The sequence below is a fragment of the Rhodococcus sp. BS-15 genome, from assembly GCF_000813105.1.
In the GTDB taxonomy this organism is placed as follows: domain Bacteria; phylum Actinomycetota; class Actinomycetes; order Mycobacteriales; family Mycobacteriaceae; genus Rhodococcoides.
In genome coordinates this window covers 1-23,013 of record NZ_BAOX01000009.1, presented here as the reverse complement: position 1 = coordinate 23,013, position 23,013 = coordinate 1, and the positions used below count along the sequence as shown (strand labels likewise).

18 protein-coding genes and 3 pseudogenes are annotated in these 23,013 nt (G+C 64.2%); 9 read left to right on the top strand and 12 right to left on the bottom strand.

The window, feature by feature from the left end; all coding sequences use genetic code 11:
• Position 1 precedes the first annotated feature (1 nt).
• From RHBS_RS02450 to RHBS_RS02440, 3 genes and pseudogenes are all read right to left on the bottom strand, one after another.
• Positions 2-601 (bottom strand): sulfite oxidase-like oxidoreductase, encoded by a 600-nt coding sequence (locus RHBS_RS02450; protein ID WP_121870582.1) that lies wholly within the window; start codon positions 599-601, stop codon positions 2-4.
• Positions 592-3,173: pseudogene (locus RHBS_RS02445) on the bottom strand (AMP-binding protein). The gene RHBS_RS02450 and the pseudogene RHBS_RS02445 overlap by 10 nt, the downstream one beginning before the upstream one ends.
• A 72-nt stretch (positions 3,174-3,245) precedes the next feature.
• Positions 3,246-4,565: a competence/damage-inducible protein A gene (locus RHBS_RS02440; protein WP_121870581.1), complete on the bottom strand. Its 1,320-nt coding sequence runs from the start codon at positions 4,563-4,565 to the stop codon at positions 3,246-3,248.
• A gap of 90 nt (positions 4,566-4,655) precedes the next feature.
• Between RHBS_RS02440 and RHBS_RS02435 the strand changes: the two genes are divergently transcribed.
• A complete protein-coding gene (locus RHBS_RS02435) occupies positions 4,656-5,063 on the top strand; it encodes a DoxX family protein (protein WP_121870580.1) in 408 nt (135 codons plus the stop codon).
• 226 nt (positions 5,064-5,289) lie between these two features.
• Here RHBS_RS02435 and RHBS_RS28670 read toward each other — a convergent pair whose 3' ends face one another.
• Positions 5,290-5,445, bottom strand: coding sequence for a hypothetical protein (locus RHBS_RS28670; RefSeq protein WP_183130218.1), 156 nt, complete (start codon positions 5,443-5,445; stop codon positions 5,290-5,292).
• A gap of 117 nt (positions 5,446-5,562) precedes the next feature.
• Here RHBS_RS28670 and RHBS_RS02430 point away from each other — a divergent pair, with 117 nt between their 5' ends.
• From RHBS_RS02430 to RHBS_RS02410, 6 genes and pseudogenes are all read left to right on the top strand, one after another.
• Entirely contained in the window at positions 5,563-6,240 is a 678-nt protein-coding gene (locus RHBS_RS02430) for a hypothetical protein (RefSeq protein WP_128644731.1), read from the top strand.
• Positions 6,241-6,365: 125 nt separating this feature from the next.
• Positions 6,366-7,025, top strand: a complete 660-nt coding sequence (locus RHBS_RS02425) for a response regulator transcription factor (protein ID WP_121870578.1) — start codon at positions 6,366-6,368, stop codon at positions 7,023-7,025.
• Between the two features lies 1 nt (position 7,026).
• Complete coding sequence (locus RHBS_RS31700) at positions 7,027-7,380, top strand: hypothetical protein (RefSeq protein WP_306303500.1); 354 nt, start codon at positions 7,027-7,029, stop codon at positions 7,378-7,380.
• The gene (locus RHBS_RS02420; RefSeq protein ID WP_306303499.1) at positions 7,305-8,426 is read left to right on the top strand and encodes a HAMP domain-containing sensor histidine kinase; all 1,122 of its coding nucleotides are present in this window, start codon (positions 7,305-7,307) and stop codon (positions 8,424-8,426) included. The genes RHBS_RS31700 and RHBS_RS02420 overlap by 76 nt, the downstream gene beginning before the upstream one ends.
• Before the next feature lie 121 nt (positions 8,427-8,547).
• A pseudogene (locus RHBS_RS02415) lies at positions 8,548-9,911 on the top strand (MFS transporter).
• 25 nt (positions 9,912-9,936) lie between these two features.
• Complete coding sequence (locus tag RHBS_RS02410; protein ID WP_121872596.1) at positions 9,937-10,875, top strand: TAXI family TRAP transporter solute-binding subunit; 939 nt, start codon at positions 9,937-9,939, stop codon at positions 10,873-10,875.
• A 9-nt stretch (positions 10,876-10,884) separates the two neighbouring features.
• Here RHBS_RS02410 and araA read toward each other — a convergent pair.
• The 8 genes and pseudogenes from araA to RHBS_RS02370 form a co-directional block, all read right to left on the bottom strand.
• Positions 10,885-12,368 (bottom strand): annotated as a pseudogene (araA, locus tag RHBS_RS02405) (L-arabinose isomerase).
• A gap of 37 nt (positions 12,369-12,405) precedes the next feature.
• Complete coding sequence (locus tag RHBS_RS02400) at positions 12,406-13,083, bottom strand: L-ribulose-5-phosphate 4-epimerase (RefSeq protein WP_121870575.1); 678 nt, start codon at positions 13,081-13,083, stop codon at positions 12,406-12,408.
• Complete coding sequence (araB, locus tag RHBS_RS02395) at positions 13,083-14,753, bottom strand: ribulokinase (protein WP_121870574.1); 1,671 nt, start codon at positions 14,751-14,753, stop codon at positions 13,083-13,085. The genes RHBS_RS02400 and araB overlap by 1 nt, the downstream gene beginning before the upstream one ends.
• Positions 14,754-14,788: 35 nt before the next feature.
• Positions 14,789-15,721 (bottom strand): galactofuranose ABC transporter, permease protein YjfF, encoded by a 933-nt coding sequence (yjfF, locus tag RHBS_RS02390; RefSeq protein WP_272913835.1) that lies wholly within the window; start codon positions 15,719-15,721, stop codon positions 14,789-14,791.
• Positions 15,722-15,823: 102 nt separating this feature from the next.
• The gene (locus RHBS_RS02385; RefSeq protein ID WP_128644729.1) at positions 15,824-16,888 is read right to left on the bottom strand and encodes an ABC transporter permease; all 1,065 of its coding nucleotides are present in this window, start codon (positions 16,886-16,888) and stop codon (positions 15,824-15,826) included.
• A complete protein-coding gene (locus RHBS_RS02380; protein ID WP_121870572.1) occupies positions 16,885-18,498 on the bottom strand; it encodes a sugar ABC transporter ATP-binding protein in 1,614 nt (537 codons plus the stop codon). The genes RHBS_RS02385 and RHBS_RS02380 overlap by 4 nt, the downstream gene beginning before the upstream one ends.
• A gap of 11 nt (positions 18,499-18,509) precedes the next feature.
• The gene (locus tag RHBS_RS02375; protein ID WP_121872595.1) at positions 18,510-19,511 is read right to left on the bottom strand and encodes an ABC transporter substrate-binding protein; all 1,002 of its coding nucleotides are present in this window, start codon (positions 19,509-19,511) and stop codon (positions 18,510-18,512) included.
• Between the two features lie 111 nt (positions 19,512-19,622).
• The gene (locus tag RHBS_RS02370; protein ID WP_183130217.1) at positions 19,623-20,636 is read right to left on the bottom strand and encodes an aldose epimerase family protein; all 1,014 of its coding nucleotides are present in this window, start codon (positions 20,634-20,636) and stop codon (positions 19,623-19,625) included.
• A gap of 207 nt (positions 20,637-20,843) precedes the next feature.
• On the opposite strand from RHBS_RS02370, the gene fdhA reads away from it, so the two are divergent.
• The gene (gene fdhA, locus RHBS_RS02365; RefSeq protein WP_121872594.1) at positions 20,844-22,061 is read left to right on the top strand and encodes a formaldehyde dehydrogenase, glutathione-independent; all 1,218 of its coding nucleotides are present in this window, start codon (positions 20,844-20,846) and stop codon (positions 22,059-22,061) included.
• Positions 22,062-22,262: 201 nt separating this feature from the next.
• Entirely contained in the window at positions 22,263-22,841 is a 579-nt protein-coding gene (locus tag RHBS_RS02360) for an RNA polymerase sigma factor (protein ID WP_183130216.1), read from the top strand.
• Positions 22,842-23,013: the final 172 nt, after the last annotated feature.

The window sequence follows — 23,013 nt, the reverse complement described above, 5'->3', positions numbered from 1 at the left end:
GTCAGTCGCCCTGATAACGCTGCTCGCGCCACGGATCTCCGTAGTCGTGGTACCCACCGCGCTCCCAGAAGCCTTGCTCGTTCTCGAGAGTGAGCTCGATGCGTGAGATCCACTTCGCCGATTTCCAGAAGTACAAATGCGGGACGAGAAGCCGTGCGGGACCACCGTGTTCGCGTGTCAGGGGAGCGCCGTCGAACTCGGTGACGAGCCAGGCCTTCCCGTCCCTGAGGTCCTCGAGGGGGAGGTTGGTGGTGTAGCCGTCGAAGCCGTGCACGACGACGTACCCGGCATCGGTATCGAGACCGTCCAGCAGAACGTCCAGGCTCACGCCCTTCCACGTGGTGTCGAGCTTCGACCATTTGGTGACGCAGTGGATGTCGACGGTCGGGCTCTCGTGCGGAAGTGCCGCGAATTCGTCCCAGGTCCAGCTGCGCGTATCGCCGCGTTCGGTGGTGATCGAAAAGGACCACGTGTCGGTCGCGACCACGGGCGCGGGCCCGATCGCGAGGACGGGAAAATCCTTGGTCAGATACTGACCGGGGGGAGTGCGCCCGTCGTCGCCGCGTCGTCGACCCACGAAGCCCTTCGAGATCAATGCCATGGTGGCAAATTGTGCGCTCGTGGTCGGGAGTCTGACAAGTCGAAGGCGCGTGCTCTAAGGCGGTCTGCGAAGACATCGACGATTCGACGGCGGAGGGAGAATGCGAATTCGACCGCCTGCCAGTACAGAATCCCGACGACGATCGACAGGGCGAATGCCAACCAAGGATGGTCGTCGCGCAGCGGCAGGTAGACCTGGAAGTGGGTCAGATAGATGAAGAGGGAGGCGCTCGCCAACACTCCTGCCACCCGGCTCAGCAACGCGGGGAACGGAATCGACGACAGCCACACCAACATGCACAGGCCGATGGTGACGATGACTTCTCGTTGCGTGTCGCCGAAGAAGAACCCGGGGACCGTGGCCACGATGGCCGCTGTCACACACAGTCGCTGCCGTATCGTGTTCGCCTGCGCCGCAGCCCAACCCAATGCGAACAACCAGAAGACGACCGACGCGGTCAGGATGCGGTTGGGGCTGTCGTCGATGTCGATCAGTCCGTAGCGGGTGACGAGTCCGAGGCCCACGAGTCCCATCGGGAACCAGAACGAATGGCCACGCTCGAGACGGTCGAGGAATGGAATGGCCAGTGCCGCAGCAGCGGCGAGAACGATGTACACGATCGCCTCGACAAACCAGTACCGCCATTCCGCAGACCACCCGTCGGGGCCGAAGATCCCATTGAGCAGAAAGGCACTGGTGATTCGATAATCCCCCGTGAGGGCGATGACCAATCCGATCCACACCATGCTGGGGACGGCTATCCGGGCAACGCTTCGGAGTACACGTCGAGTCCGTTCGTTTCGATCTGCGGCCCCGAGGTGAAAGCGGGCGAAGTTGTAGCCGGCTATCCCGAGAAGAACGTGGGCCCCGCCGAGTACCGCGAACAGGTGAATGTGCGAGCCGACGATCGCAACGATCGCGAGGGCGCGCAGCAGAACGTTCGTCTCCGTTCGGCACCAGCCGCGGCGTGAGCGCGGACCTCGATCGAAGTCTCGCACCGGTGTGGTGTGCCAGTTCCCGGGCAGATTGCCGAGCATGGCCTCCAGCCGCATGGACATTCGGACGTACGACAGCGAGTCGCCGCCCAAACTAACGAACGTACTGTCGTCCTCCACCTGTGAGCAGTGCAGGATCTCGGCGAACAACGCCTTCACGTCGGCGGTCGTCGGGACGGTGTCCGACGGGTCGAGATCGTGCCGGGCAGCGATGTCCGCCACCGCTCGCAGATCGGGTTTTCCGGTTGGTGTTCGCGGCAGTTGATCAACGAGACACACCCGAACCGCTGCCGCGGGAAGACCACTGGCCTGCGCGGCAGTGCGGCGGGCGGCGTCGATGTCTCCGCCCTCCGAGACGACGACCAACTCGTCGACACCACCGGTGCAGCACGCCGTCAGCCCGCTCTGCGCGAGCGCGGATTCGACGCGCTGAAGGTCTATACGCAGTCCGAACACCTTCGCGAATCGACTTCGACGGCCCACCACCTCGTAGAGTCCGTCGTCCGTGAGCCGGGCTAGGTCGCCGGTGTGCAGTTCTCCGTCGAGGGTGTCACCGAGGCGAAGGTCGTCGGGACTCTCGGCGTAGCCGAGCATGACGTTCGGCCCCGAGTAGACGAGTTCGCCTGTCCCACTGGGGCAGTCGTCGGCTACCTCTAGGCGGAAGGAACCCCCGGGGATCGGACGGCCGATGGTGTGCGGGTGAGTGGCGGCCAGATCGGATGGCAGATAGGCCATTCGGGCCGTTGCCTCGGTCTGCCCGTACATGACGAACAGGTCCCATCCCCGACGTCGACCCAGCTCGGCGTACTTCCGGACGCGGTCCGGCGGCATCTTGCCGCCGGCCTGCGTGATGTAGCGCAGATCGGGCAGATCCAGCTCCTCGAACCCCATCCGGTCGAGTAGATCGAAGGTGTACGGCACACCCGCGAACGTGGTTCCGCGCTGCGTCCGCGCGAGGGTCCAGAAGTCAGGATCGGTCACGGAAGAATCGGTCAGAATCAACGCGGCACCGCGCAGAAGGTGGCTGTGCACGACCGACAACCCGTAGCAGTAGTGCATGGGCAGCGTCGTCACTGCTCGGTCGGTGGCGCGGATGCGAGATACTCCGCGATCGACTCGGCGTTGGACTGCACGTTTCGGTGCGAGAGTCGGACGAGCTTGGGTGAACCGGTCGAGCCGGACGTGCTGAGAAGCAACGCGAGGTCGGGGTGCAGGTGATGCCTGGGTCGTCGATCGTCCTTCTCGACGACACTGCGGCCGTCGACGGTGCGCACCACCACATCGGGCCGGTAGGCGTCGATCAGGCCGTCGAAGTGGCCTGAACTGTCGCCCGGAGCCATCAGTACCGGATGCCCGGCCCGCAGCGCCGCCAGATACGTGACGATCACATCGACGTCGTTTGACCCGGCGATCAGAACGAGGCAACGCGTCGTCCCGAGTTCCGATGCCCGACGCTCGACCCGTTCGTCGAGGTCACGGTAGGTGAGTGTCTCGTGGGACGTGATCAGGGCAGGTTCGTCACCGAAGCGGCCGAGATCGCGCGCGAAGCGCACACCGGGGCGGTCGAGGTAGGTCATCTCGCTGAGCACCGACGGAGTGTATATAAGGGATGCCGAACCTAACTAGACGGCTCTGCGCTGAATGCCTCCTCAGGCATCTGATCCGCCGACCGGTCCTGGGTCGTCAGGTGGGGATCCCAACGCGTCGGCGAGCATATGCATTGCTGCGGTGGTGGACAGTGCGCGCACACTCGCCCGGTCGCCGGGGAGATGAAGGGTGCGAGTGACGGTCGGCTGGCCGGTGGAGGCGATGGCAAAACAGACGGTGCCGACCGGCTTGGCCTCGGTGCCGCCACCCGGGCCCGCGACGCCACTGGTCGATACCGCGATGTCGACGTTCAGCCGCTTCAGTGCGCCTTCGGCCATCAGCGCGGCCACTGGCTCGCTCACGGCTCCGTGTCGATCGATGACCTCGGCGGGGACGTCGAGAAGGCCGGTCTTCGCCTCGTTGGCGTAGGAAACCACGGCCCCGATGACATACGCCGACGATCCTGCGCGATCGGTGAGACGTGCGGCGATCATGCCGCCGGTGCACGATTCCGCCGTGGCGATGCGATGCCCGGACAGACGGTTCGCGACGATGTCGTCGATGGTGGAACCGTCGGTCGAAAAGACCTGTGTGCCATGTTCTTTGTCGATGAGACGTTCGAGATCTGTGTATGCCGTTCGCGCTGATTCGGCGTAGCGGGTCACCATCTCGAGCTCGCCGCGACTCAGACAGGTGGTGATCTCGAGATCGCCGAATCCAGTGATCTCGCTTTCGGCCGTGCGCAGGGTTGCGGCGAGGTCGGCCTCGGACAGTCGATAGCCGCGAATGGTGTCCTGACGCATCTGTGTGCGGCGGGCGAGAACCTCGGCGATGGGAGCGCTGTCGAGGGCCTCCGGCCACATCGCCTGCAGTTCGCGAGGAGGGCCGGGCAGGATGAGGACGGCGGGCAGTGACCGGGAATCGTCAGCAGATATCGCGACTCCGGGTGCGGTTCCGGTCGGTGAAATGGACTGCGCGCCTGCCGGAACCATCGCCTGCTTTCGGATGCCGGCCCGTAGCGGCTCGGAGTCGGCTGCCGAGCTCATTCGGCTTCGCCACCGTTGCACGATCGCGTGGATACGTTCTTCGAGCTCGGCGTCCAGCGTCAATTCAAGGCCGTACAGCGCGGCGACGGTCGGAACGGTGAGGTCGTCCGCGGTCGGACCCAAACCGCCGGTGGTGACGATCAGGTCGACGCGTTGGTCGGCCAGAAACCGAACCTGCGCAGTCAGATCGTCCGGCCGATCACCGCAGACGGTGATGTGGGCAACGTCGACCCCCATCTCGAGAAGTCGCTGAGCAACCCACGGGCCGTTCCGGTCGGTGACGCGACCGGCCAGAACCTCGGTTCCCGTGACCACCACACCTGCTCGCACAGTCATCCTTCGACCTTACTGACTGGCGAGTGCCGGTGACTTCTGCGGTTGGCCCGGGTCCAAGAAGTGACATCGACCGCTACCGAGGAGACAGCCATGACCACCACCCACACCCCGGCGTCGGGGAAGATCGCCCCGCGGATCGGCCTCGTTCTACAGATCCTCGTGATCGTCTTCCTCCTGTTCGACGCGATCAGCCACATTCTGAATTTGCAGGTGGTGAAGGATGCATCGGTCGACCTAGGCCTGCGCGACGAGATGGCGCCGATCACCGGCATCGTCATGCTGGTCATCCTGGTTCTCTACGCAGTTCCCGCGAGGTCGATCCTGGGTGCCATCGTGCTCACCGGCTACCTCGGCGGTGCGGTGCTGACCAATTGGCGCGTCGAGAAGCCGCTGCTGAGTACGGTGTTCTTTGCGATCTATGTGGGTATCGCAGCGTGGGGAGCGCTGTACCTACGGGACGAGCGAGTTCGCAGCATCATTCCGTTGCGACGAACATAGATTTCCGAGTTCCTTCAGGTCGCCGCTGGACGACCGTTCGGATAGCCGAGGCTCTCCCTGTTCTCCGCAAACGCGCGCGCGTTCGCCGAGTGCTCGCAAAATCGTCGACGAACTCGCGCGCGTCTGACGAATGCGCGCGAATTTGCCGCGAAATTCATTGTCCACGAATGCAACTCGGGCTGATTCCGGTGGCTCCGCCGTCATACAGCGTTTCTCGGCGCGCGGTTCAGCTCAGTTCGGTCCCGTTTTCCGGCGGGTGTGGCACGTTCTCGTCGTCCACGTGCGCGCCCTCGATCGCGTCGGTTTCGGCGGTGTGCTCGCGGGGGCCGTCGTTGCTGCCGTGGGACGGAACTGCATCGCTTGCATCGGTCGGCATCGTCATTGAATCTCCACAGGGTCGAGGCGATAAGGTCGCCAACAGCTGGACCTCATGGGTGTGCCCCGCTGAGCTCAGAATTACACCCCGCGAAGACTTCATTCCCTGAAGGACGAGGACCGCATGAAATCGACAGGCGCACGAGGCTCGGTATGGTCGACGGTTGCGGTGATCGTCGGGATTGTTGCTGTCGGCACGGTTGTGGCCGGCCTGCTGCACGAACCGCAGCCTGAACCGATCGCGATTCCAGGCTGCGCGGAGGTCATTCCGCCAGAGGATTTGGTGCGAGTGAACTATGCATTCGTCAGCGAGGGCGACGCCGACGTTTCCGAGGTGCCGTGGAGGTTCGAGGCCAAAGCACAAGCGATGACCGATGCCCTGATCGTGGCACTACCCACCGGGGCAGTGGTCGAACCCGATCCGTTCGCACCGGCCTTCGGCTTCGACGCACTCGCAGTACGGCAGTCACTGGACGGATACGCCGACGCGTTCGGAACCGTCACCGTCGGCGATCGGACCGGCACGCTGACAGTCACTGTCTGGCTGTCCTCCGAGCCGGTCGGTCCGTGCTTCGCGGGCGTCGTCGACGAGCGCTCGACGCAGGCCGACGGAACAGTGCTCGACATTCAGGACAGCAAAGACGCGAGTCGCGTCGTTGCGCAGGCCACCGACGGCACCCGAATCGATGTGAGCGCCAACGGCGTACTGACGCTCGAGCAAGTCATCGATATCGCACTGGCACCCGGCCTTCGCGAGCGCGCCCGCCTGATCACTCGGCCCGCGGGTGTCGATCGACGCTGATCCTTTTCGTCGATCCATTCCGCACCTGGGCGTTCACTACCGTCGCCCACCGGCGGCATCCCGCGCACGACACCCGATCGTGAACAGTCACGTCCGCGCGCGTCCAGTGGCCTATCTTGAGTTCGATGCGAATAGCTGTGGTGGAGGACGACGACGGACTCGGGGATGCGTTGGTGGACGCGTTGACCGAGGTGGGGCACACGCCTGTCCGCATGCGCCGCGGTGCCGATGCCCTGCTCGGCTACCACGAGATGGACGTCGTGCTGCTCGATCTCGGACTACCAGACATGGATGGCCTCGAAGTTCTCCGAAAGCTCAGGACCCTGAGTTCGGTTCCGGTGGTGGTGCTGACGGCACGGGACGACGAGCGCTCGGTGGTCCGGGCACTGCGCGGCGGCGCCGACGACTACGTCGTCAAGCCGGCTCGTTTGGGTGAATTGCACGCGAGACTCGAGGTGGCCGCGCATCGTCGAAGCGCGGCGACCGAACCCACGGCGGACAGGCTGACACTCGGTGACGTCGTCGTCGATCTCTCCGGCCGTGCCGTCGAAGTCGGCGGACGCTCAGTTGCGCTGACCACCAAGGAGTTCGACCTGTTGGCCCATCTCGTGACGCGACGCGGCGAAGCAGTGAGCCGGGAACAGTTGATGGACGCAATCTGGGGCGACGCCTATGTCGCGATCTCACGAACGCTCGACGTACACATGACGGCGTTGCGTTCCAAGCTTGCTCGCCCGGGTGCGATCGTCACCATCCGCGGCTTCGGCTACCGCTGGGATACCTGACGTGCGGCGGCGAGTCCTGTTGGTGTTGATGATCTACTCCACCGTCGTCGTGCTTGCTCTGTCGGTTCCCCTCGCGCTGTTGGTCGGCCGCGAACGGGCTCAACGATTCGGCGAGAATCGGGCCGCCGCAGCATCGTTCTTTGCAGAACTCAGCTCGCGAGAAGACGAATCCGGTGTAGCCCGTATCCGAGAATCGTTGCAACGCTACAACAGTCTGTACGACGAGGGAGTTGCCGTCGTCGATCGCACCGGAGGGGTGCGGGCGCGTCCGGCCTGGACGTGCAGCGTTCCGACATCCAGCAGGCGGTGGCAGGAGCGTTGCGCAATCAGCGCGGCGACCTACCGTCGAGTCTGACGCCGTGGTCGGATTCCTCGGTGTTGATTGCCGCCCCGGTCGGTGGGGGAACGCAAGTGGACGGCGCAGTGGTTCTCGAGGCGTCCACCGATTCTGCGCGTCGGGACGTCGCAATTGCCTGGGTGGTCATCGCTGTCGGTGCCATGCTGATCCTCGCGACGGTCGCGGTGATCGCTGTTGCGTTGTCGCGCTGGGTCGTTCGTCCGCTGAGCGCATTGTCCTCGCGAGTCCATTCGTTCGGCGACAAGTTCCACGATCAGGTGTCGGTCGAGGGATCGCATCGTCTCGAGCCGGTGCCGTACGTCGGGCCACCGGAGGTGCGTGAGCTGTCCAGTGCCTTCGAGGCCATGGCCGACGACGTCGAGGCCGCCACCGCTGCGCAACGTCGATTGGTGGCCGACACCGCCCATGCTCTCCGGAACCCACTGGCAGCGTTGCGAATTCGGATGGACGTTCTGGGAATGCGGGTGCCGGATTCGGCAACCGATGCACACCTGCGGACCACACTCGAGGTGGATCGCTTGAGCTCCGTGGTGGAAGATCTGCTCGTTCTCGCAGCTGCCGAGACCCCGGCGAGCACCCGGTCTCCCGGCTGCGATCTCGGTGCGGTTGTCGCAGATCGAGTCGAATTCTGGTCGAGCACGATATTCGTGGCGGGAATGACCGTTCACGTCTCGGAGCCGGATGCCGATGCGGAGTGTCGCGTTGCGATGTCCGAGGACGACCTGACTCGAATTCTCGACGCTCTGCTGAGCAACGCAACCAAGTACGCCGGCTCCGGCTCCGGCATCGAGATCGACTACCGAAGCAGTGACGCGGACGTCACGATGTGGTTGTCCGACAACGGACCTGGCGTGCCCGCAGACGAACTCGGCAAGGTCGTCGATCGGTTCTACCGAGCCTCCGGTTCGCACGGCGACGGCACCGGTCTGGGTCTGTCGATCGTCCACGCTCTGACCGAGCGAGCCGGCGGATCCCTTCGGGTCATGGAGCGTCGACCAGTGGGACTGCGGATCGAACTGCGCCTTCCGAAAGTCGTTTCCTAAGGGAGTGTTAGGAAATCCGAAACGGCTTGGTTCCGGCCTGTGCTTGCCGTCACAGTAGGGAGGCTTCGGTTGCCGATCGTCGACCGGCAGCCCAAATGCCCGACTGTGGAAGGACCAAACCATGGCCAACGAGGCCACCTCGATCGCCGGTACGACGCTCCCGAGTCCACCCGTTTCCTCTCGCGCTGCCACCCGCCGTGCTGTCTTCAACACGCTGCGGGGGTCGTCCGGAAATCTGGTCGAGTGGTACGACGTGTACGTCTACACCGTCTTCGCAACGTATTTCGAGAATCAGTTCTTCGACTCCGCCGACAAGAATTCCACGATCTACGTGTACGGGATCTTTGCCGTCACCTTCTTGATGCGACCGGTGGGATCGTGGTTCTTCGGCCGGTATGCCGATCGCAACGGGCGCAGGGCTGCGCTGACGTTCAGCGTCTCGATGATGGCTGCGTGCTCGCTGGTCATCGCGCTCACTCCGGGCCGGGAGAGCATCGGCGTATGGGCCGCCGTAATCCTGATCCTGTGCCGCCTGGTTCAGGGCTTCGCCACCGGCGGTGAGTACGGTGCGTCGGCGACGTACATGTCCGAGGCCGCCACGCGCGAGCGTCGGGGATTCTTCTCCTCGTTCCAATACGTCACCCTCGTCGGTGGACATGTGCTGGCACAGGTGACTCTGTTGCTGATGCAGGTGTTCCTCGAGCGCGAACAGATCGAGGACTTCGGTTGGCGCATAGCCTTTTTCATCGGCGGAGTGGCGGCAGTGGTGGTCTTCTGGCTGCGCCGCAGCATGGACGAATCCTTGACGAAGGATCAACTCGCCGCCGTTCGCAGCGGTGCGGACAAAGCCTCCGGTTCTTTGAAGGAGTTGGTCGCCAACCACTGGCGCGCGTTGCTGATCTGCTTCATGGTGACCGCCGGTGGCACCATCGCGTTCTACACCTACAGCGTCAACGCACCCTCGATGGTCAAGACCGCGTACGAGGACCGGGGGATGACCGGTACCTGGATCAACCTCGCCGGACTGGTCTTCCTCATGCTGCTGCAGCCCATCGGCGGAATGATCAGCGACAAGGTGGGTCGCAAGCCGCTGCTCGTCTTCTTCGGCATCGGCGGCGTGCTGTACACCTACGTGCTCATCACGTACCTGCCGACGGCGACTTCGGTGGTGCAGTCGCTCGCACTGGTGTGCGTCGGTTACGTCATCCTCACCGGCTACACCTCCATCAATGCGATCGTCAAAGCGGAGCTGTTCCCCTCGCACGTCCGGGCACTCGGCGTCGGCCTGGGATACGCACTCGCCAACTCGGCCTTCGGTGGCACAGCACCACTGATCTATCAAGCCGCGAAGAACGGCGGGCACGTGGTTGGTTCATCCTCTACGTGACGGTCGTGATCGCTATCTCGCTGCTGGTGTACATCTTCGTACTGCGCAACAAGTCCGAGACCGTGCTCGACCGAGAGCAGGGTCGAGCGTTCCAGTGACCTGTCACGCCTTACAGTGACTGACATGCCCGAGCCCGCAGCGTCGTTCTCACGTAGAACGGCGCTGCAGGCAGGTCTGTTGGCACTGAGCGCTGCCGTCGTGGGCGCCTGCACCTCGGACCCGCCGATGCAGCTGCGGCTCGCGGCGGGCGAGGTCGGCGGCTTCTTCTGGGAGTTCGCCGGACTGTTGTCCGACGCTGCCGCCGAAACCGATGCCGCCGAGATAGTTCCGCTCACGACGGCCGGATCCGTCGACAACCTCGAGGCGTTGGGATCTCGGCGGGCCGAGCTGGCCTTGACACTCATGGACGCCGCCTACAGTCATCCGAGCGGAGAGCTGGCAGCTGTCGGGTGCGTCTACGAGAACTACTTCCAAGTGGCTGTGCGGGCAGACTCAGCTATAGAAACCATGGACGATCTGCGATGGCGAAACGTGAGTGTCGGTGCCCCGGGATCCGGTGCCACCGAAGTATCTCAGCGAGTCCTTCGCGCAGCGGGTATGGCGGAAGCAGGTGCTGTCGAACAGGTTCAGCTGTCGATGAGCTCGGCGGCAGATGCTTTGACGGCCAACGAAGTCGACGCCGTGATGTGGGCGGGCGGGTTGCCGACTCCGGCATTTGCCCAGCCGCGAGCCGCGATCCGTCTACTCGATCTGGGCGCCGTCGTCGCTGATCTGAGACGCGAATTCGGTACCGCGTACGAGGCCGTGCGGGTTCCGGCGAACGTGTACGGCGAACACCCGGAGGTCACCACCGTCGGGATTCCGAATCTTCTGCTGGCACATCCGGAGGTGCCGGACCGTGTTGTCGCCGCACTGGTGAGTGTGCTTCTCGATCAGTCGTCCGGCCTCGTTCCCGGTCAGGCGATCGGCAGCCAATTTCTCGACGCGCGGTCGCTCGTCATGACCGGCAACATTCCCCTTCACCCCGGAGCCGAGCAGGAATATCGACGACGCCACGGATGATCGACGACCTCACAACCTCGCTGCGAGTCGGTGGTAGGCCGCGTTCCATCGCAGTGTCTGTTGGAATCCTCGTGTCGTGGTGTCGGAATCGATGGTGAGCAGCTCGACACCGATCATGTCCGAGAATGCCTCCAGCACAGGCAAGCCGATCGCGGTACTCAGAACCGTGTGGTGGGGCGCACCGGCCGTCAGCCAGGATTCCGCCGACACCGCGAGTGAGGGCTGCGGTTCCCATACCGCGCAGGCGACCGGCAGCTTCGGCAGAGCCTCGTCGGGCTCCACGACGTCGATCACGTTGGCAGTCAATCGGAATCGTTCACCGACGTCCGAGAGTCCGACGACTACGCCATGGCCGGGGTCCGCCGTGAAGCGCAGGCGCACTGGGTCTTCGCGGCCACCGATGGACAGTGGATGGATCTCCAGGGTGGGCCGCGAGTCGGTGATCGAGGGACATACTTCGAGCATGTGCGCGCCGAGGATCTTCTCCGCCCCCGGGACGAGGTTGTAGGTGTAGTCCTCCATGAACGACGTTCCACCGTCGAGACCCTCGGCCATCACCTTCATGGCGCGCAACAACATCGAGGTCTTCCAGTCGCCCTCACCGCCGAACCCGTAGCCGTCGGCCATGAGGCGCTGCACCGCTAGGCCCGGCAACTGGCGGAGCCACCGAGATCCTCGAAGTTGGTGGTGAAGGCCTTGAAGCCACCCTCGGTGAGGAACTGCCGTAGGCCGGCCTCTACGCGGGCGCCGTACCGCAGTGATTCGTGGCGGTCGCCGTCTTTGTCGAGGCTCGGCGCGATGTCGTACAGCGACCGGTATTCGTCGATGAGGTCGGACACGGACGAATCGCTCACGCCGTCCACGACCTCGACCAGATCGTTGACGCCGTAGGTGTTGACGGAGACTCCGAATCGCAACTGCGCTTCGACCTTGTCGCCCTCCGTCACTGCGACGTCGCGCATGTTGTCGCCGAAACGTGCCAGGCACAGTGACCTCAGCTCCGCGCGGCCGAGAGCTGCTCGCACCCACTGTTCCGCCCGCTCGATCACCGCGGGATTGTCGACGTGGCCTGCCACGATCGTGCGCAGAACACCCACCCGAGATTCGACGTGTCCGAACTCGCGGTCGCCGTGGGCGGCCTGGTTGAGATTCATGAACTCCATGTCGATCGTCGACCACGGCAACGACATTCCGGCCTGCGTGTGCAGGTGCAGCAGCGGCACGTCCAACGCGTCGAGCCCGGCGATCCACATCTTGGCGGGGGAGAAGGTGTGCATCCAGGTCACCACGCCCACACATTCGTCGGCGGCGTTCGCCTCGCGCATGCAGCGCAGGATGGACGACGCGTCGAGCAGCACCGGCTTCCAGACCACCGAGACGGGTAGTGCCGCATCGAGTTTGTCCGCGATCTCGCGGGACTGGACGGCTACCTGATCGAGTGTCTCGGGGCCGTAGAGGCTTTGACTGCCGGTGAGAAACCATACTTCGGACATGGGGGTACCTCCGTGGAGAGAAGATTCGGCGCGCCGGTCAGCGCTGGCCGTAGACGTTCTGGTAGCGGTCGTAGAGTGCGTCGACCTTCGAGCTCGGAATGGGAAGTGGTTGTCCCAGTTGATAGGACAGGTGTACCGACCTCGCGACGTCCTCACACATGACAGCTGCTTTGACGGCAGCCCTGGCCGTCGGCCCCACTGCGAACACGCCGTGGTTCTGCATCAGGACTGCCGGAGATCGACTGTCTGCCAGGGTGTCGACGATGCCGCGGCCGATCGAGTCGTCGCCGATCGTGGCGAAGGGCCCGACCGGAATGTCGCCGCCGAACTCGTCCGCGCACATCGTGGTGACCACCGGAATCGGTTCCCCTCGGGCCGCCCACGCCACCGCATAGGGCGAATGTGTGTGCACCACACCGCCGATGTGTTCCAGGTGTCGGTAGACATAGGCCTGCGCCTCGGTGTCCGAGGACGGTGCATGGTCGCCCTCGACCACCCTGCCGTACAGATCGCACACCACCATGTTGCCGGGCGTCAGGTCGTCGTAGGAGACGCCACTGGGCTTGATGACCATCAGGTCCCGGCCGGGGACCCGCGCCGAGACGTTGCCTGCCGTCCACACGACCAGTCCGTACCGCACCAGCTCGGCGTGCAGGGTGCATACGTCGCGGCGGACCTCCTCGATGACCTCACGCACGTCGTCGACAACGGTCATCATGCATCCACCTTTCGGGTCAGTGCGTCGCGTCGGAGTGCTCGCAGACGGCGCATGATCGGCACGTCCCGGCCGAACCGGTCGTGCAATTCCAGATAGATCTCGAAGAGAGCGTCGTACGCCTGAGATCGCGATTCGTCGGGCACGAATGCGGCGCGACGAACCTTGCCCATCGACTTCGATGCAACGGGCACATCGGAGTAGCACCCGGCCGCCACTGCGGCATGAATGGCGGATCCCAGGGCCGGTCCCTGGGCAGAGTCGATGACCGACAACGGCATTCGTAACACGTCGGCGTAGATCTGCATGAGCAGGGGGTTACGGGCCAGCCCACCCGCCACCACGAACTCCTCGACCGGAACGCCGCTGTCGCGGAACGTCTCCACGATGACGCGGGTTCCGAACGCCGTAGCTTCGAGCAGCGCACGGTAGGTGTCCTCGGGACGCGTGGCCAGCGTGGTCCCGACGACCAGCCCGGAGAGCTCGTGATCCACCAGAACCGACCGGTTCCCGCTGTGCCAGTCGAGCGCGACGAGCCCGTGCTCACCCACGTCCTGCGTCTGCGCGAGCCGCGTCAGGTGTTCGTGGACCGACTCACCTGCCGCGGCCGCCGCCTCGCTGTACGACGCGGGAACCGAAGTGCGCGTGAACCATCCGAAGATGTCGCCGACGCCGCTCTGTCCTGCCTCGTAGCCGAACGATCCGGCGACGATTCCGCCGTCCACCACCCCGCACATGCCGGGAACTTCCTTCAGCACGGTCGAACTCATCACGTGGCAGGTCGATGTTCCCATGATGGCGACCATCCGGCCCGGTTCCACCGCTCCGGCCGCGGGTGCCGTCACGTGCGCATCGACGTTGCCGACAGCAACGGCGATACCCTCGGGCAGCCCGGTCCATTGCGCGGCCTCGGCGGTCAACGTACCTGCTCGAGAACCCAACTCGCCCAACGGCTGATCGAGCTTGTCGGCGACGAAGGAACCGAAGCCCGGTGCCAGTCCGGTGAGGAAGTCGACGGACGGGTAGTGCCCGTCCTGATAGATGCCCTTGTATCCGGCTGTGCACGCGTTGCGTACGTAGTGTCCGCAGAGCTGCCAGACGATCCAATCGGCCGCTTCGACCCATCGGTCCATCGCGTCGTAGATCTCGGAATCTTCCTCGTGAATCTGCAGCGCCTTGGCGAACTCCCATTCCGAGGAGATCAGTCCGCCGTAGCGAGGGAGCCAACTCTCGCCGCGACGCGCAGCGAGATCGTTGATGCGGTCGGCCTGCCCCTGTGCTGCATGGTGTTTCCACAGTTTGACGTACGAGTGCGGACGATCGGCGAAGCGTGGATCCTCGCACAGCGGAGTGCCGTCGGCGTAGGTGGGCACCATGGTGCACGCAGTGAAGTCGGTTCCGATGCCGACCACTTGCTCGGGTGCGATGCCTGCGGCGGCCAGCGCAGCCGGAACCGCACGACGCAGGACGTCGCGATAGTCGTCGGGCACCTGCAGGGCCCACGCGTCGGGCAATCGCACCGTGCCGTCGGGCAGCGTCTCCTCGAGCACCGCGTGTCGGTAATCGTGCACTGCCGAGGCGATTTCGGCACCGTCGGACACTCGAACGACGACGGCGCGTCCGGACAGTGTGCCGTAGTCGACCCCCACCGTGTATCGGTCAGCGTTCATGGGAACTCCCTGGTGTGTTGCGGTATGGGTCGTAGTCATCTACGTCTCGCCGTCATCAGTCGCTGGGCCACGACGAACAGAAGCAGTAGGACTCCGATAGTGATTCGCGTCCACCAGGAACTCAGCGTTCCGTCGAACGCGATGAATGTCTGGATCGCACCGAGAATGAGCACGCCTACAAGCGAACCCAGCACGTATCCGCGTCCACCGGTGAGCAACGTTCCGCCGATCACCACCGCCGCGATCGCGTCGAGTTCCATACCGACGGCGTTGAGGCTGTAGCCGGACAGGGCGTAGAAGGAGAAAAGGAGTCCGGCGAGTGCAGCGCAGAATCCACTGATCGCGTAGACGCCCACCTTCACCGCGGCAACTTTGAGCCCCATCAGCAGTGCGGACGCTTCGTTGCCGCCGATGCCGTACACCGAGCGACCGAAGCGGGTGCAGGCCAGGACGTACATGGCGACCGCCACTACGACGAGTGCGATCACCACGCTCCACGTGATCGTGTAACCCCCGGGGAGTTCGATCACGGCGAAGGCGATGGACGAGAAGGTGTCGTCGGTGATCGGAATGGACTCGACGCCGATCATGTAGCACAGGCCGCGGGCGAGGAACATGCCGGCGAGTGTGGCGACGAACGGCTGAATCTGCAGGTAGTGAATCAACGCTCCCATGATCGTGCCGAGCACCGTTCCGCACAGCAGCACCACCGCCATGACGACGAACGGCGACCAGCCCAATTGCAGTGTGCGTGCAGCGATCATGGTCGACAGTGCCACTACGGATCCGACGGACAGATCGATACCCCCGGTGAGGATCACGAACGTCATTCCGACCGCGAGAACGATCAGGAAGGAGTTGTCGATCAGCAACGACAGGAACACCTGTGGGTCGGCGAATCCGCTGTAGCGGAATTCGCCGAGTCCGAAGAGGCCGATGAACAGCGCGAATGTTGCGATGACCGGCAGGAATCGGGTCGGCGGAGAGTAGCGCCGGATGCGGTCCCACGTCGACGGCGACGGGACCGGTGCACTGGTGGAGGTGGTGGGGGGGAGCAGTCAGCAGATCACTCACGCTCGTACCGCCTTGGTCGAGTCGGGTCGCACGAAGGACCGCAGCGTGGCGCGGATTCGCGGTGATTGCAGGAGGCAGACCACGATGATGACGACTGCCTTGAACAGGTAGTTGGCCTCGGACGGAATGCCGACGTTGGTGATGGTGCGAGTGAGAGTGCCGATCAGCAGTGCGCCGACCACGGTGCCCGCGATGGAGAATCGGCCACCGGTGAGCGCGGTGCCGCCGATGACGACGGCCAGAATGGCGTCCAGCTCGATCCATTGGCCGAGGCTGTTGGCGTTCACCGAGTTGGTGTTGGCGGCAATGATCAGGCCGGCCGTTCCCGAGCACACCGCGGCGAACACGTAGACGGTCCAGACGATCGTGCGCGAGCGCACACCGGCCAATCTGCTTGCCTCCGGATTGATTCCGACTGCCTCGACGAGCATTCCCAGAGCGGTGCGACGCGTCAGCACCGCGGTACCCGCAACCACCACGAGCGCGATGATGAGGGCGAGCGGCAGACCGAGAAAGGTGCCGGACGCGAGTTCGCTGAACGCAGCGTTGTTGACGGTCGTGATGTTTCCGTCGGTGATCAACATGGCGAGCCCACGGCCGGCGACCATCAGAATCAACGTCGCGATGATGGGCTGAATACCGAAGACGGACACGAGAAGTCCGTTCCACAGACCGAGCAGCAAGCACGCGCCCAGCGCCCAGACGACGGCCATGATCATGGTCGTCGTGGCACCCTCGTCCGGTGCGGCGGCGATTCGGGTGCAGGCGACCGCGGCGGCGATCACTGCGACCGCGCCGACGGAGAGGTCGATACCGCGAGTGGCCACCACCAGCGTCATGCCGACGGCGACGAGGATGAGGGGCGCGGAGTTGCGCGCGATGTCGACGACGTTACCGAACAGTCCGCCATTCTCGATGCGAATATCGAGGAAGTCCGGTGTGACAACGACATTGACGACGATCAGTGCGATCAATGCCAGCAGCGGCCAGACCACGGGCTGGGTGAAAGCGGAGCGGACGCGCGCAGGCGCGGCGGTCTTCGGTTCGAGAGTTCGAGTCATGGTGCGACAGTCCTGTCGATGTTCGAGGCGGTGACCGCGGTGGGTTCGTCGGTACGAACGCCCGCTGCGATGGTGGCCAGCACGTCGCCCACCGACACTCCGTCGTTGATGCGTTCGTCGATCTTGCGGCGATCGCGCATGATCACGATGCGGTCGCTCAGGCGCAGAATCTCTTCGAGTTCGGCGGAGATGAATACCACCGACATTCCCCGGGCCGCGAGATCGGCGACCAGAGTTTGAATCTGAGCTTTCGCGCCGATGTCGATGCCACGCGTGGGTTCGTCGAGGATCAGCAGTTCCGGTTCGGTGATGAGCCAGCGGGCGAGCAGAACCTTCTGTTGGTTGCCACCGGACAGGTTGCGCATCGAGGCATTCGGATCTGCGGGCCGGATGTCGAGTGCAGTGATGTAGTCCTGCACGAGCTTGTGTCTCGTCGCTCGGGGAATGGGTCGTAGCCATCCCCGCTTCGCCTGCAGTGCGAGCATCATGTTGTCTGCCACCGACAGGTCGCCGACGACGCCGTCTGCCTTGCGATCCTCGCTGGTGAGCGCGATGCGTCGGTCCGCGGCCTGCCGAGGACTGCGAATGCGATGTTTGGTGGAGTGCACCTCGATGGATCCGGAATCCGCCCTGTCGGCCCCGGCGAGCAGTCGGGCCAATTCGGTGCGACCTGAGCCGAGCAGGCCTGCGACGCCGACGACTTGGCCTGCGTGAAGGCGAAGATCCGTTGCCTCGAGAGCGCCCTTGCGGCCGATGCCGAGTACCTCCACGACGGGAGCGTCTCCTGGCGCCACCACTACCGGTTCGCGGCTGTCGAGTTCGCGCAGAGTGTCGAGTTCGCGTCCGATCATCAGCTCGACCAACTCGAACTGCGGGGTGTCGGCAACCAGTCGCTCGGAGACGAACTTGCCGTTTCGCAGGATCGTCATCCGATCGGAGATGCGATAGATCTGGTCGAGGAAGTGCGAGACGAACACGATCGACGTCCCGTTGCCCCGAAGACGCTCGATCACCGAATACAGAGTCTCGACCTCGTCCTTGTCCAGACTCGACGTCGGTTCGTCGAGGATCAGAACCCGAGCATCGACGTCGACCGCGCGGGCGATCGCGACGAGTTGCTGCACGGCGATCGGGTGATCACCGACGATCGACGACGGTTCGATGTCGAGACCGAGCCGGTCCAGAGTGGTGCGTGCACGACGGTTCATCGCGCGTCTGTCGATTCCGCCGATGGCTCCCAACACTTTTCCGGGGAGCCGACGGGGTTCGCGGCCCAGGAGCATGTTCTCGGCAACCGTCAGATTGGGAAGCAGATTCACTTCCTGGTAGACGGTGCTGATACCTGCAGCCTGGGCCGCGCTCGGAGTGGCGAACTCGTGCTCGGTCCCGTCGATGGTGACGGTTCCGTTGTCGATCGAATAGACGCCGGTCAGAGCTTTGATCAACGTCGACTTACCGGCACCGTTCTCACCCATCAGTGAGTGCACTTCGCCGGGAAAGAGTCGGAGCGAGACCCCGTCGAGGGCTCGAACGGCACCGAAGGTGATCGAGATGTTCTTCATCTCCACGATGGGAACCGGCTCCGCAGCGGGAACGGTATCGGTGGTCATGAAGACGTACCTCAGTACTGGCGGTCGGCGAGTACGGCGGCCGCCTGATCGGACGTGAAAGTGGTCTCCTCGGTGACGACCCGCTTGGGTACGTCCTCACCCTTGACGACTTTGTCGGTCAGCTCCATCAGCTGAGGTCCGAGAAGGGGATTGCACTCGACGATGAAGTCGATCTTGCCGTCGGCGAGGGCCTGCATTCCGTCCTTGACAGCGTCGACCGTGATGATCTTGATGTCCTTGCCCGGCACCAGTCCGGCGGCCTCGATGGCTTGGATTGCGCCGATGCCCATGTCGTCGTTCTGAGCGAAGACGACGTCGATCTGGCCGCGGTTGGAGTTCAGGAACGACTCCATGACCTGCTTGCCGCCGTCGCGCGTGAAGTCGCCGGTCTGCGACGCTGTGATGGCGATGTTCGGCTCGCTGCCGATAGCCTGGCGGAATCCCTCGGCGCGGTCGATGGCCGGAGCGGCACCGGTGGTGCCTTCGAGTTCGACCACGTTGATCTTGCCGTCTCCGGTGGTATCGGCGATCGCGCTGTTCTGCACCAACCAGTCACCGGCCTTTACGCCTTCTTCGACGAAGTCCGACCCGAGGAATGTCGCGTAGAGCGAATCGTCGGTGGTGTCGACCGCACGGTCGGTGAGAATCACGGGGATGTCGGCTCGCTTCGCTTCCTGCAGAACAGGTTCCCACCCGGTCTCGACAACCGGGCTGAAGGCGATGACGTCGACCTTCTGCTGGATGTAGGTGCGAATCGCCTTGATCTGGTTCTCCTGTTTCTGCTGTGCGTCGGAGAACTTCAGATCGACGCCGGCTTCGGTGGCTGCCTCTTGAATCGATGTCGTGTTCGCGGTCCGCCAGCCGCTTTCGGCACCGACCTGGGAAAAGCCCAGGACGGTACCGCCTTCGCTGCCGCCGCCGGACGCGTCGTCGCCTCCGCTGCTGCACGCGCTCAGGACGATCGCGCCGCTCAGGACGAGCGCGCTTGCCGCAAAAAATGTTTTGGACGCCATGGTGATCTCCTCGATGTCGCCACTCCGCTGTGACGTGTGCAACATAGTGTGAGCGTTAACATCGGCAGTCGTCAATAGTTCGGCCAAGATCGATCGAAGAATTGTTAACGCTCACCCACGGTGGTCGACAGAGAACTTCCACTCGATGAGGGACCGGTACGTCTCGCCGGTGTTCAGTTCGGCCGACGGGAAGTTCGGATGATTCGGCCCGTCGGGAAACAGCTGAGGTTCGAGCGCTATGCCGTCTCCCTGGCGCAGCATGGTTCCGCGGCGCGAGACATCGCTACCGTCCAGGAAGTTGCCGGTGTACACCTGCAGCCCGGGCTGATCGGTCCACACCTCGAGTGCGGTACGGCTGCGCGCCGAGGAGAGCCTTGCCGCGCACCGCAACCCGTCGCCGTCGACGACGAAGTTGTGGTCGATTCCCCTGGCCGCCGACAATTGCGGGTGGCCGGCGCGGGCGAGATCGCCGACGCGACCCGGCTCTCGGAGATCGAGCGCACTGCCTGCGACGTCGTCGATGCTCCCGGTGGGAATGCCGTCCGGATTCACGGGAGTGAACGACGACGCGAAGACCTGGAGCACGTGGTCGTCGATGCCGTGACCGTCGAGGTCGAAGTATGCATGCGAGGTCAGGTTCACCACGGTCGTCGCGGTCGTGGTGGCGGTCAACTCCAAGCGCACGGTGTCGTCCGTGACCGAGAACCGTGCCCGCGCACGAACCTCGCCCGGGTAGCCCTGATCCCCGTCCGGGCTGATCAGTTCGAGTTCGACCGAGTCCACCGATCGCTCGACGACGGTCCAGTGTCGCGAGTCGAAGCCGTCGGCGCCGCCGTGAAGGTGATTGACGCCGTCGTTGATCGTCAGCTGTACCGGCCGTCCGTCGATGTCGAGCCGTCCATCCGCGATGCGGTTGGCGTACCGACCCACCGTGGAGCCGAAATAGGCTGTGGACGAGCGTAATTCGCTCTCCCCGGCTAGGCCCACGAGAACGTCGCGTCGCTGTCCGTCGCCGCAGGTGACCGACATGCGCTGCAGGGTGGCACCGTAGGTGAGCACGTCCACCTCGACGCCGGGCGCGGAGCCGATCGTGACGGTCTGGCTGGAATTCTCATCGGATGGCACGGCTCGACGATAGCGCCGGCCAGTGGGATCGGTGCTGTGATCGTTGCGTGCGGCGGGCGGCGCGACCCGCATTCGCACGTGCGCATACTATGGTGTGATGCAGGCCACATCGTCTCGCGTTCACTGACGAAGATGCACGAAAACTGTGAGCGCCCAATCGATCTCGGTCTGTCGATCGCACCAGGAATCCGCCGAACAGGAGAAATCGTGGCAGACAACAGAGCAGTGACGTACGCCGGACCGGGCAAGGTAGAGGTTCAGGACATCGCATTTCCGGGCCTGGAGTTGACCGACGGCCCCGGAGTGAACCCGGCGAACATCGGACGCAAGTGCGAGCACGGAGTGATCCTGAAGGTCGTGTCGACCAACATCTGCGGCAGTGATCAGCACATGGTCCGTGGGCGAACTACTGCACCTGAAGGGCTGGTGCTCGGCCACGAGATCACCGGTGAAATCGTCGAGGTCGGACGCGACGTCGAGTTCCTGAAGGTGGGAGACATCTGCTCGGTTCCGTTCAACATCGCCTGCGGACGGTGTCGAAACTGCAAGGAGCGCAAGACGGGAATCTGTCTCAATGTGAACCCCGATCGACCGGGCTCGGCATTCGGCTACGTCGACATGGGCGGGTGGGTCGGCGGCCAGGCCGAGTACGTCATGGCACCCTACGCAGACTTCAACCTGCTGAAGTTCCCCGATCGCGACCAGGCTCTGGAGAAGATACTGGACCTGACCATGCTCTCGGATATCTTTCCCACCGGATTCCACGGGGCCGTCACCGCAGGAGTGAAACCCGGTGCGACGGTGTACATCGCGGGCGCGGGACCGGTCGGCCTCGCCGCCGCAGTCGGTGCGCAATTGCTGGGAGCATCGGTGGTGATCGTCGGCGACATGAACGCCGAGAGGCTGGCCCAGGCGCGAACGTTCGGCTGCGAGACCGTCGACGTGGGCAAGGGCGCACCGCAAGATCAGATCGAACAGATTCTCGGCGTGCCCGAGGTCGACGCCGCGGTGGATGCGGTGGGCTTCGAGGCCCGCGGTCACGGTGGAGATTCGTCCAGGGAGGCCCCGGCCACGGTCCTGAACTCGCTGATGGACATCACCACAGCGGGCGGCGGAATCGGCATCCCGGGGTTGTACGTGACCGGCGATCCCGGCGGTGTGGACGAGGCTGCTCAGCGTGGTGCTCTGTCGCTCAGCCTCGGCACCGGTTGGGCAAAATCGCTGTCCTTCGCCACCGGGCAGTGCCCGGTGATGAGCTACCACCGCGAACTGATGAATGCGATTCTCTCGGAGCGGGTCTCGATCGCGAAAGCTGTCAATGCAACTGTGATCTCGCTCGACGACGCTCCGCGGGGCTACCGCGAATTCGACAGTGGAGTCGCACAGAAGTTCGTCATCGATCCACACGGCATGATCGCCAGCTGACGCCACCGCGCGACGACGGCCGCCCTCGCTACCCAGTGTGAGAGGGCGGCCTTTCCGTGTGTGCAACGGACGCAACCCGAACCGACAGGCCACGCGAGGCGAATCCCGCCGACGACCCCGCTTCGGATGTCCTGGTGCAGTGTGAGCGGTGTCACTGGTGTGTACTTCAACTGTTCCGATGCCCCGAGGCAAGTAACAGGTATGACGATGATGCGTTTCGGCCCGACCCGGATCCGTCCCGGGCGGCACCCGAACACGGTGATGCCACCTTCGGACGAGGCAGGTGAATTCGCAGGAGTCTACGAGGACCATGCCCGCACGATCCACCGGTACCTGGCTCGTCGAGTGGGAGTCGACCTCGCCGACGACCTGACGGCGGACACGTTCTCCGTGGCGTTCTCGGGATGGGCGAGCTACGACCCGACCAGGGGCGGCGTGCTGCCTTGGCTGTACGGCATTGCGGGACATCAGCTCTCACGGCACCGCCGCCGCGAGGTCTCGGGCTACCGTGCGTTGGCGCGACACGGCATCGATCCGGTCGCGGAGACGGGCTTCGAGTCCGCTGTCGTCGACCGAGACAGTGCACATCGTCGGACCCAGGCACTAGCAGGCGCGTTGGCCGCCCTGTCCTCGTTCGACCGGGACGTCCTGCTGTTGGTCGCCTGGGAAGACCTGACGTACGAGCAGGTCGCGTCGGCGCTCGACGTGCCCGTGGCGCGCGTTCGATCTCGACTGCACCAGGCCCGCAAAACTTTACGATCGTTCGAGGAGAAATCATGAACCTGCACGAGACCGACATGAGCACCTTCGAGCGAAGCGGCAGCCTGCGCGAGTTTCGCAGCGGCATCGCACCGATGTCCGATCAGGCCTATGCGAGGGGCTCGCTGCGGCCACCGAACCGGCACCGGCCGAAAAGGCGGGCCCGGCATTCGGTCGATGGACCGCTGCCGCC

Coding starts and splice junctions, on each gene's coding strand:
- RHBS_RS02450 (WP_121870582.1), bottom strand. CDS start 601: ATGGCATTGATCTCGAAGGGCTTCGTGGGTCGACGACGCGGCGACGAC.
- RHBS_RS02440 (WP_121870581.1), bottom strand. CDS start 4,565: ATGACTGTGCGAGCAGGTGTGGTGGTCACGGGAACCGAGGTTCTGGCC.
- RHBS_RS02435 (WP_121870580.1), top strand. CDS start 4,656: ATGACCACCACCCACACCCCGGCGTCGGGGAAGATCGCCCCGCGGATC.
- RHBS_RS28670 (WP_183130218.1), bottom strand. CDS start 5,445: ATGACGATGCCGACCGATGCAAGCGATGCAGTTCCGTCCCACGGCAGC.
- RHBS_RS02430 (WP_128644731.1), top strand. CDS start 5,563: ATGAAATCGACAGGCGCACGAGGCTCGGTATGGTCGACGGTTGCGGTG.
- RHBS_RS02425 (WP_121870578.1), top strand. CDS start 6,366: ATGCGAATAGCTGTGGTGGAGGACGACGACGGACTCGGGGATGCGTTG.
- RHBS_RS02410 (WP_121872596.1), top strand. CDS start 9,937: ATGCCCGAGCCCGCAGCGTCGTTCTCACGTAGAACGGCGCTGCAGGCA.
- RHBS_RS02400 (WP_121870575.1), bottom strand. CDS start 13,083: ATGACCGTTGTCGACGACGTGCGTGAGGTCATCGAGGAGGTCCGCCGC.
- araB (WP_121870574.1), bottom strand. CDS start 14,753: ATGAACGCTGACCGATACACGGTGGGGGTCGACTACGGCACACTGTCC.
- RHBS_RS02385 (WP_128644729.1), bottom strand. CDS start 16,888: ATGACTCGAACTCTCGAACCGAAGACCGCCGCGCCTGCGCGCGTCCGC.
- RHBS_RS02380 (WP_121870572.1), bottom strand. CDS start 18,498: ATGACCACCGATACCGTTCCCGCTGCGGAGCCGGTTCCCATCGTGGAG.
- RHBS_RS02375 (WP_121872595.1), bottom strand. CDS start 19,511: ATGGCGTCCAAAACATTTTTTGCGGCAAGCGCGCTCGTCCTGAGCGGC.
- RHBS_RS02360 (WP_183130216.1), top strand. CDS start 22,263: ATGACGATGATGCGTTTCGGCCCGACCCGGATCCGTCCCGGGCGGCAC.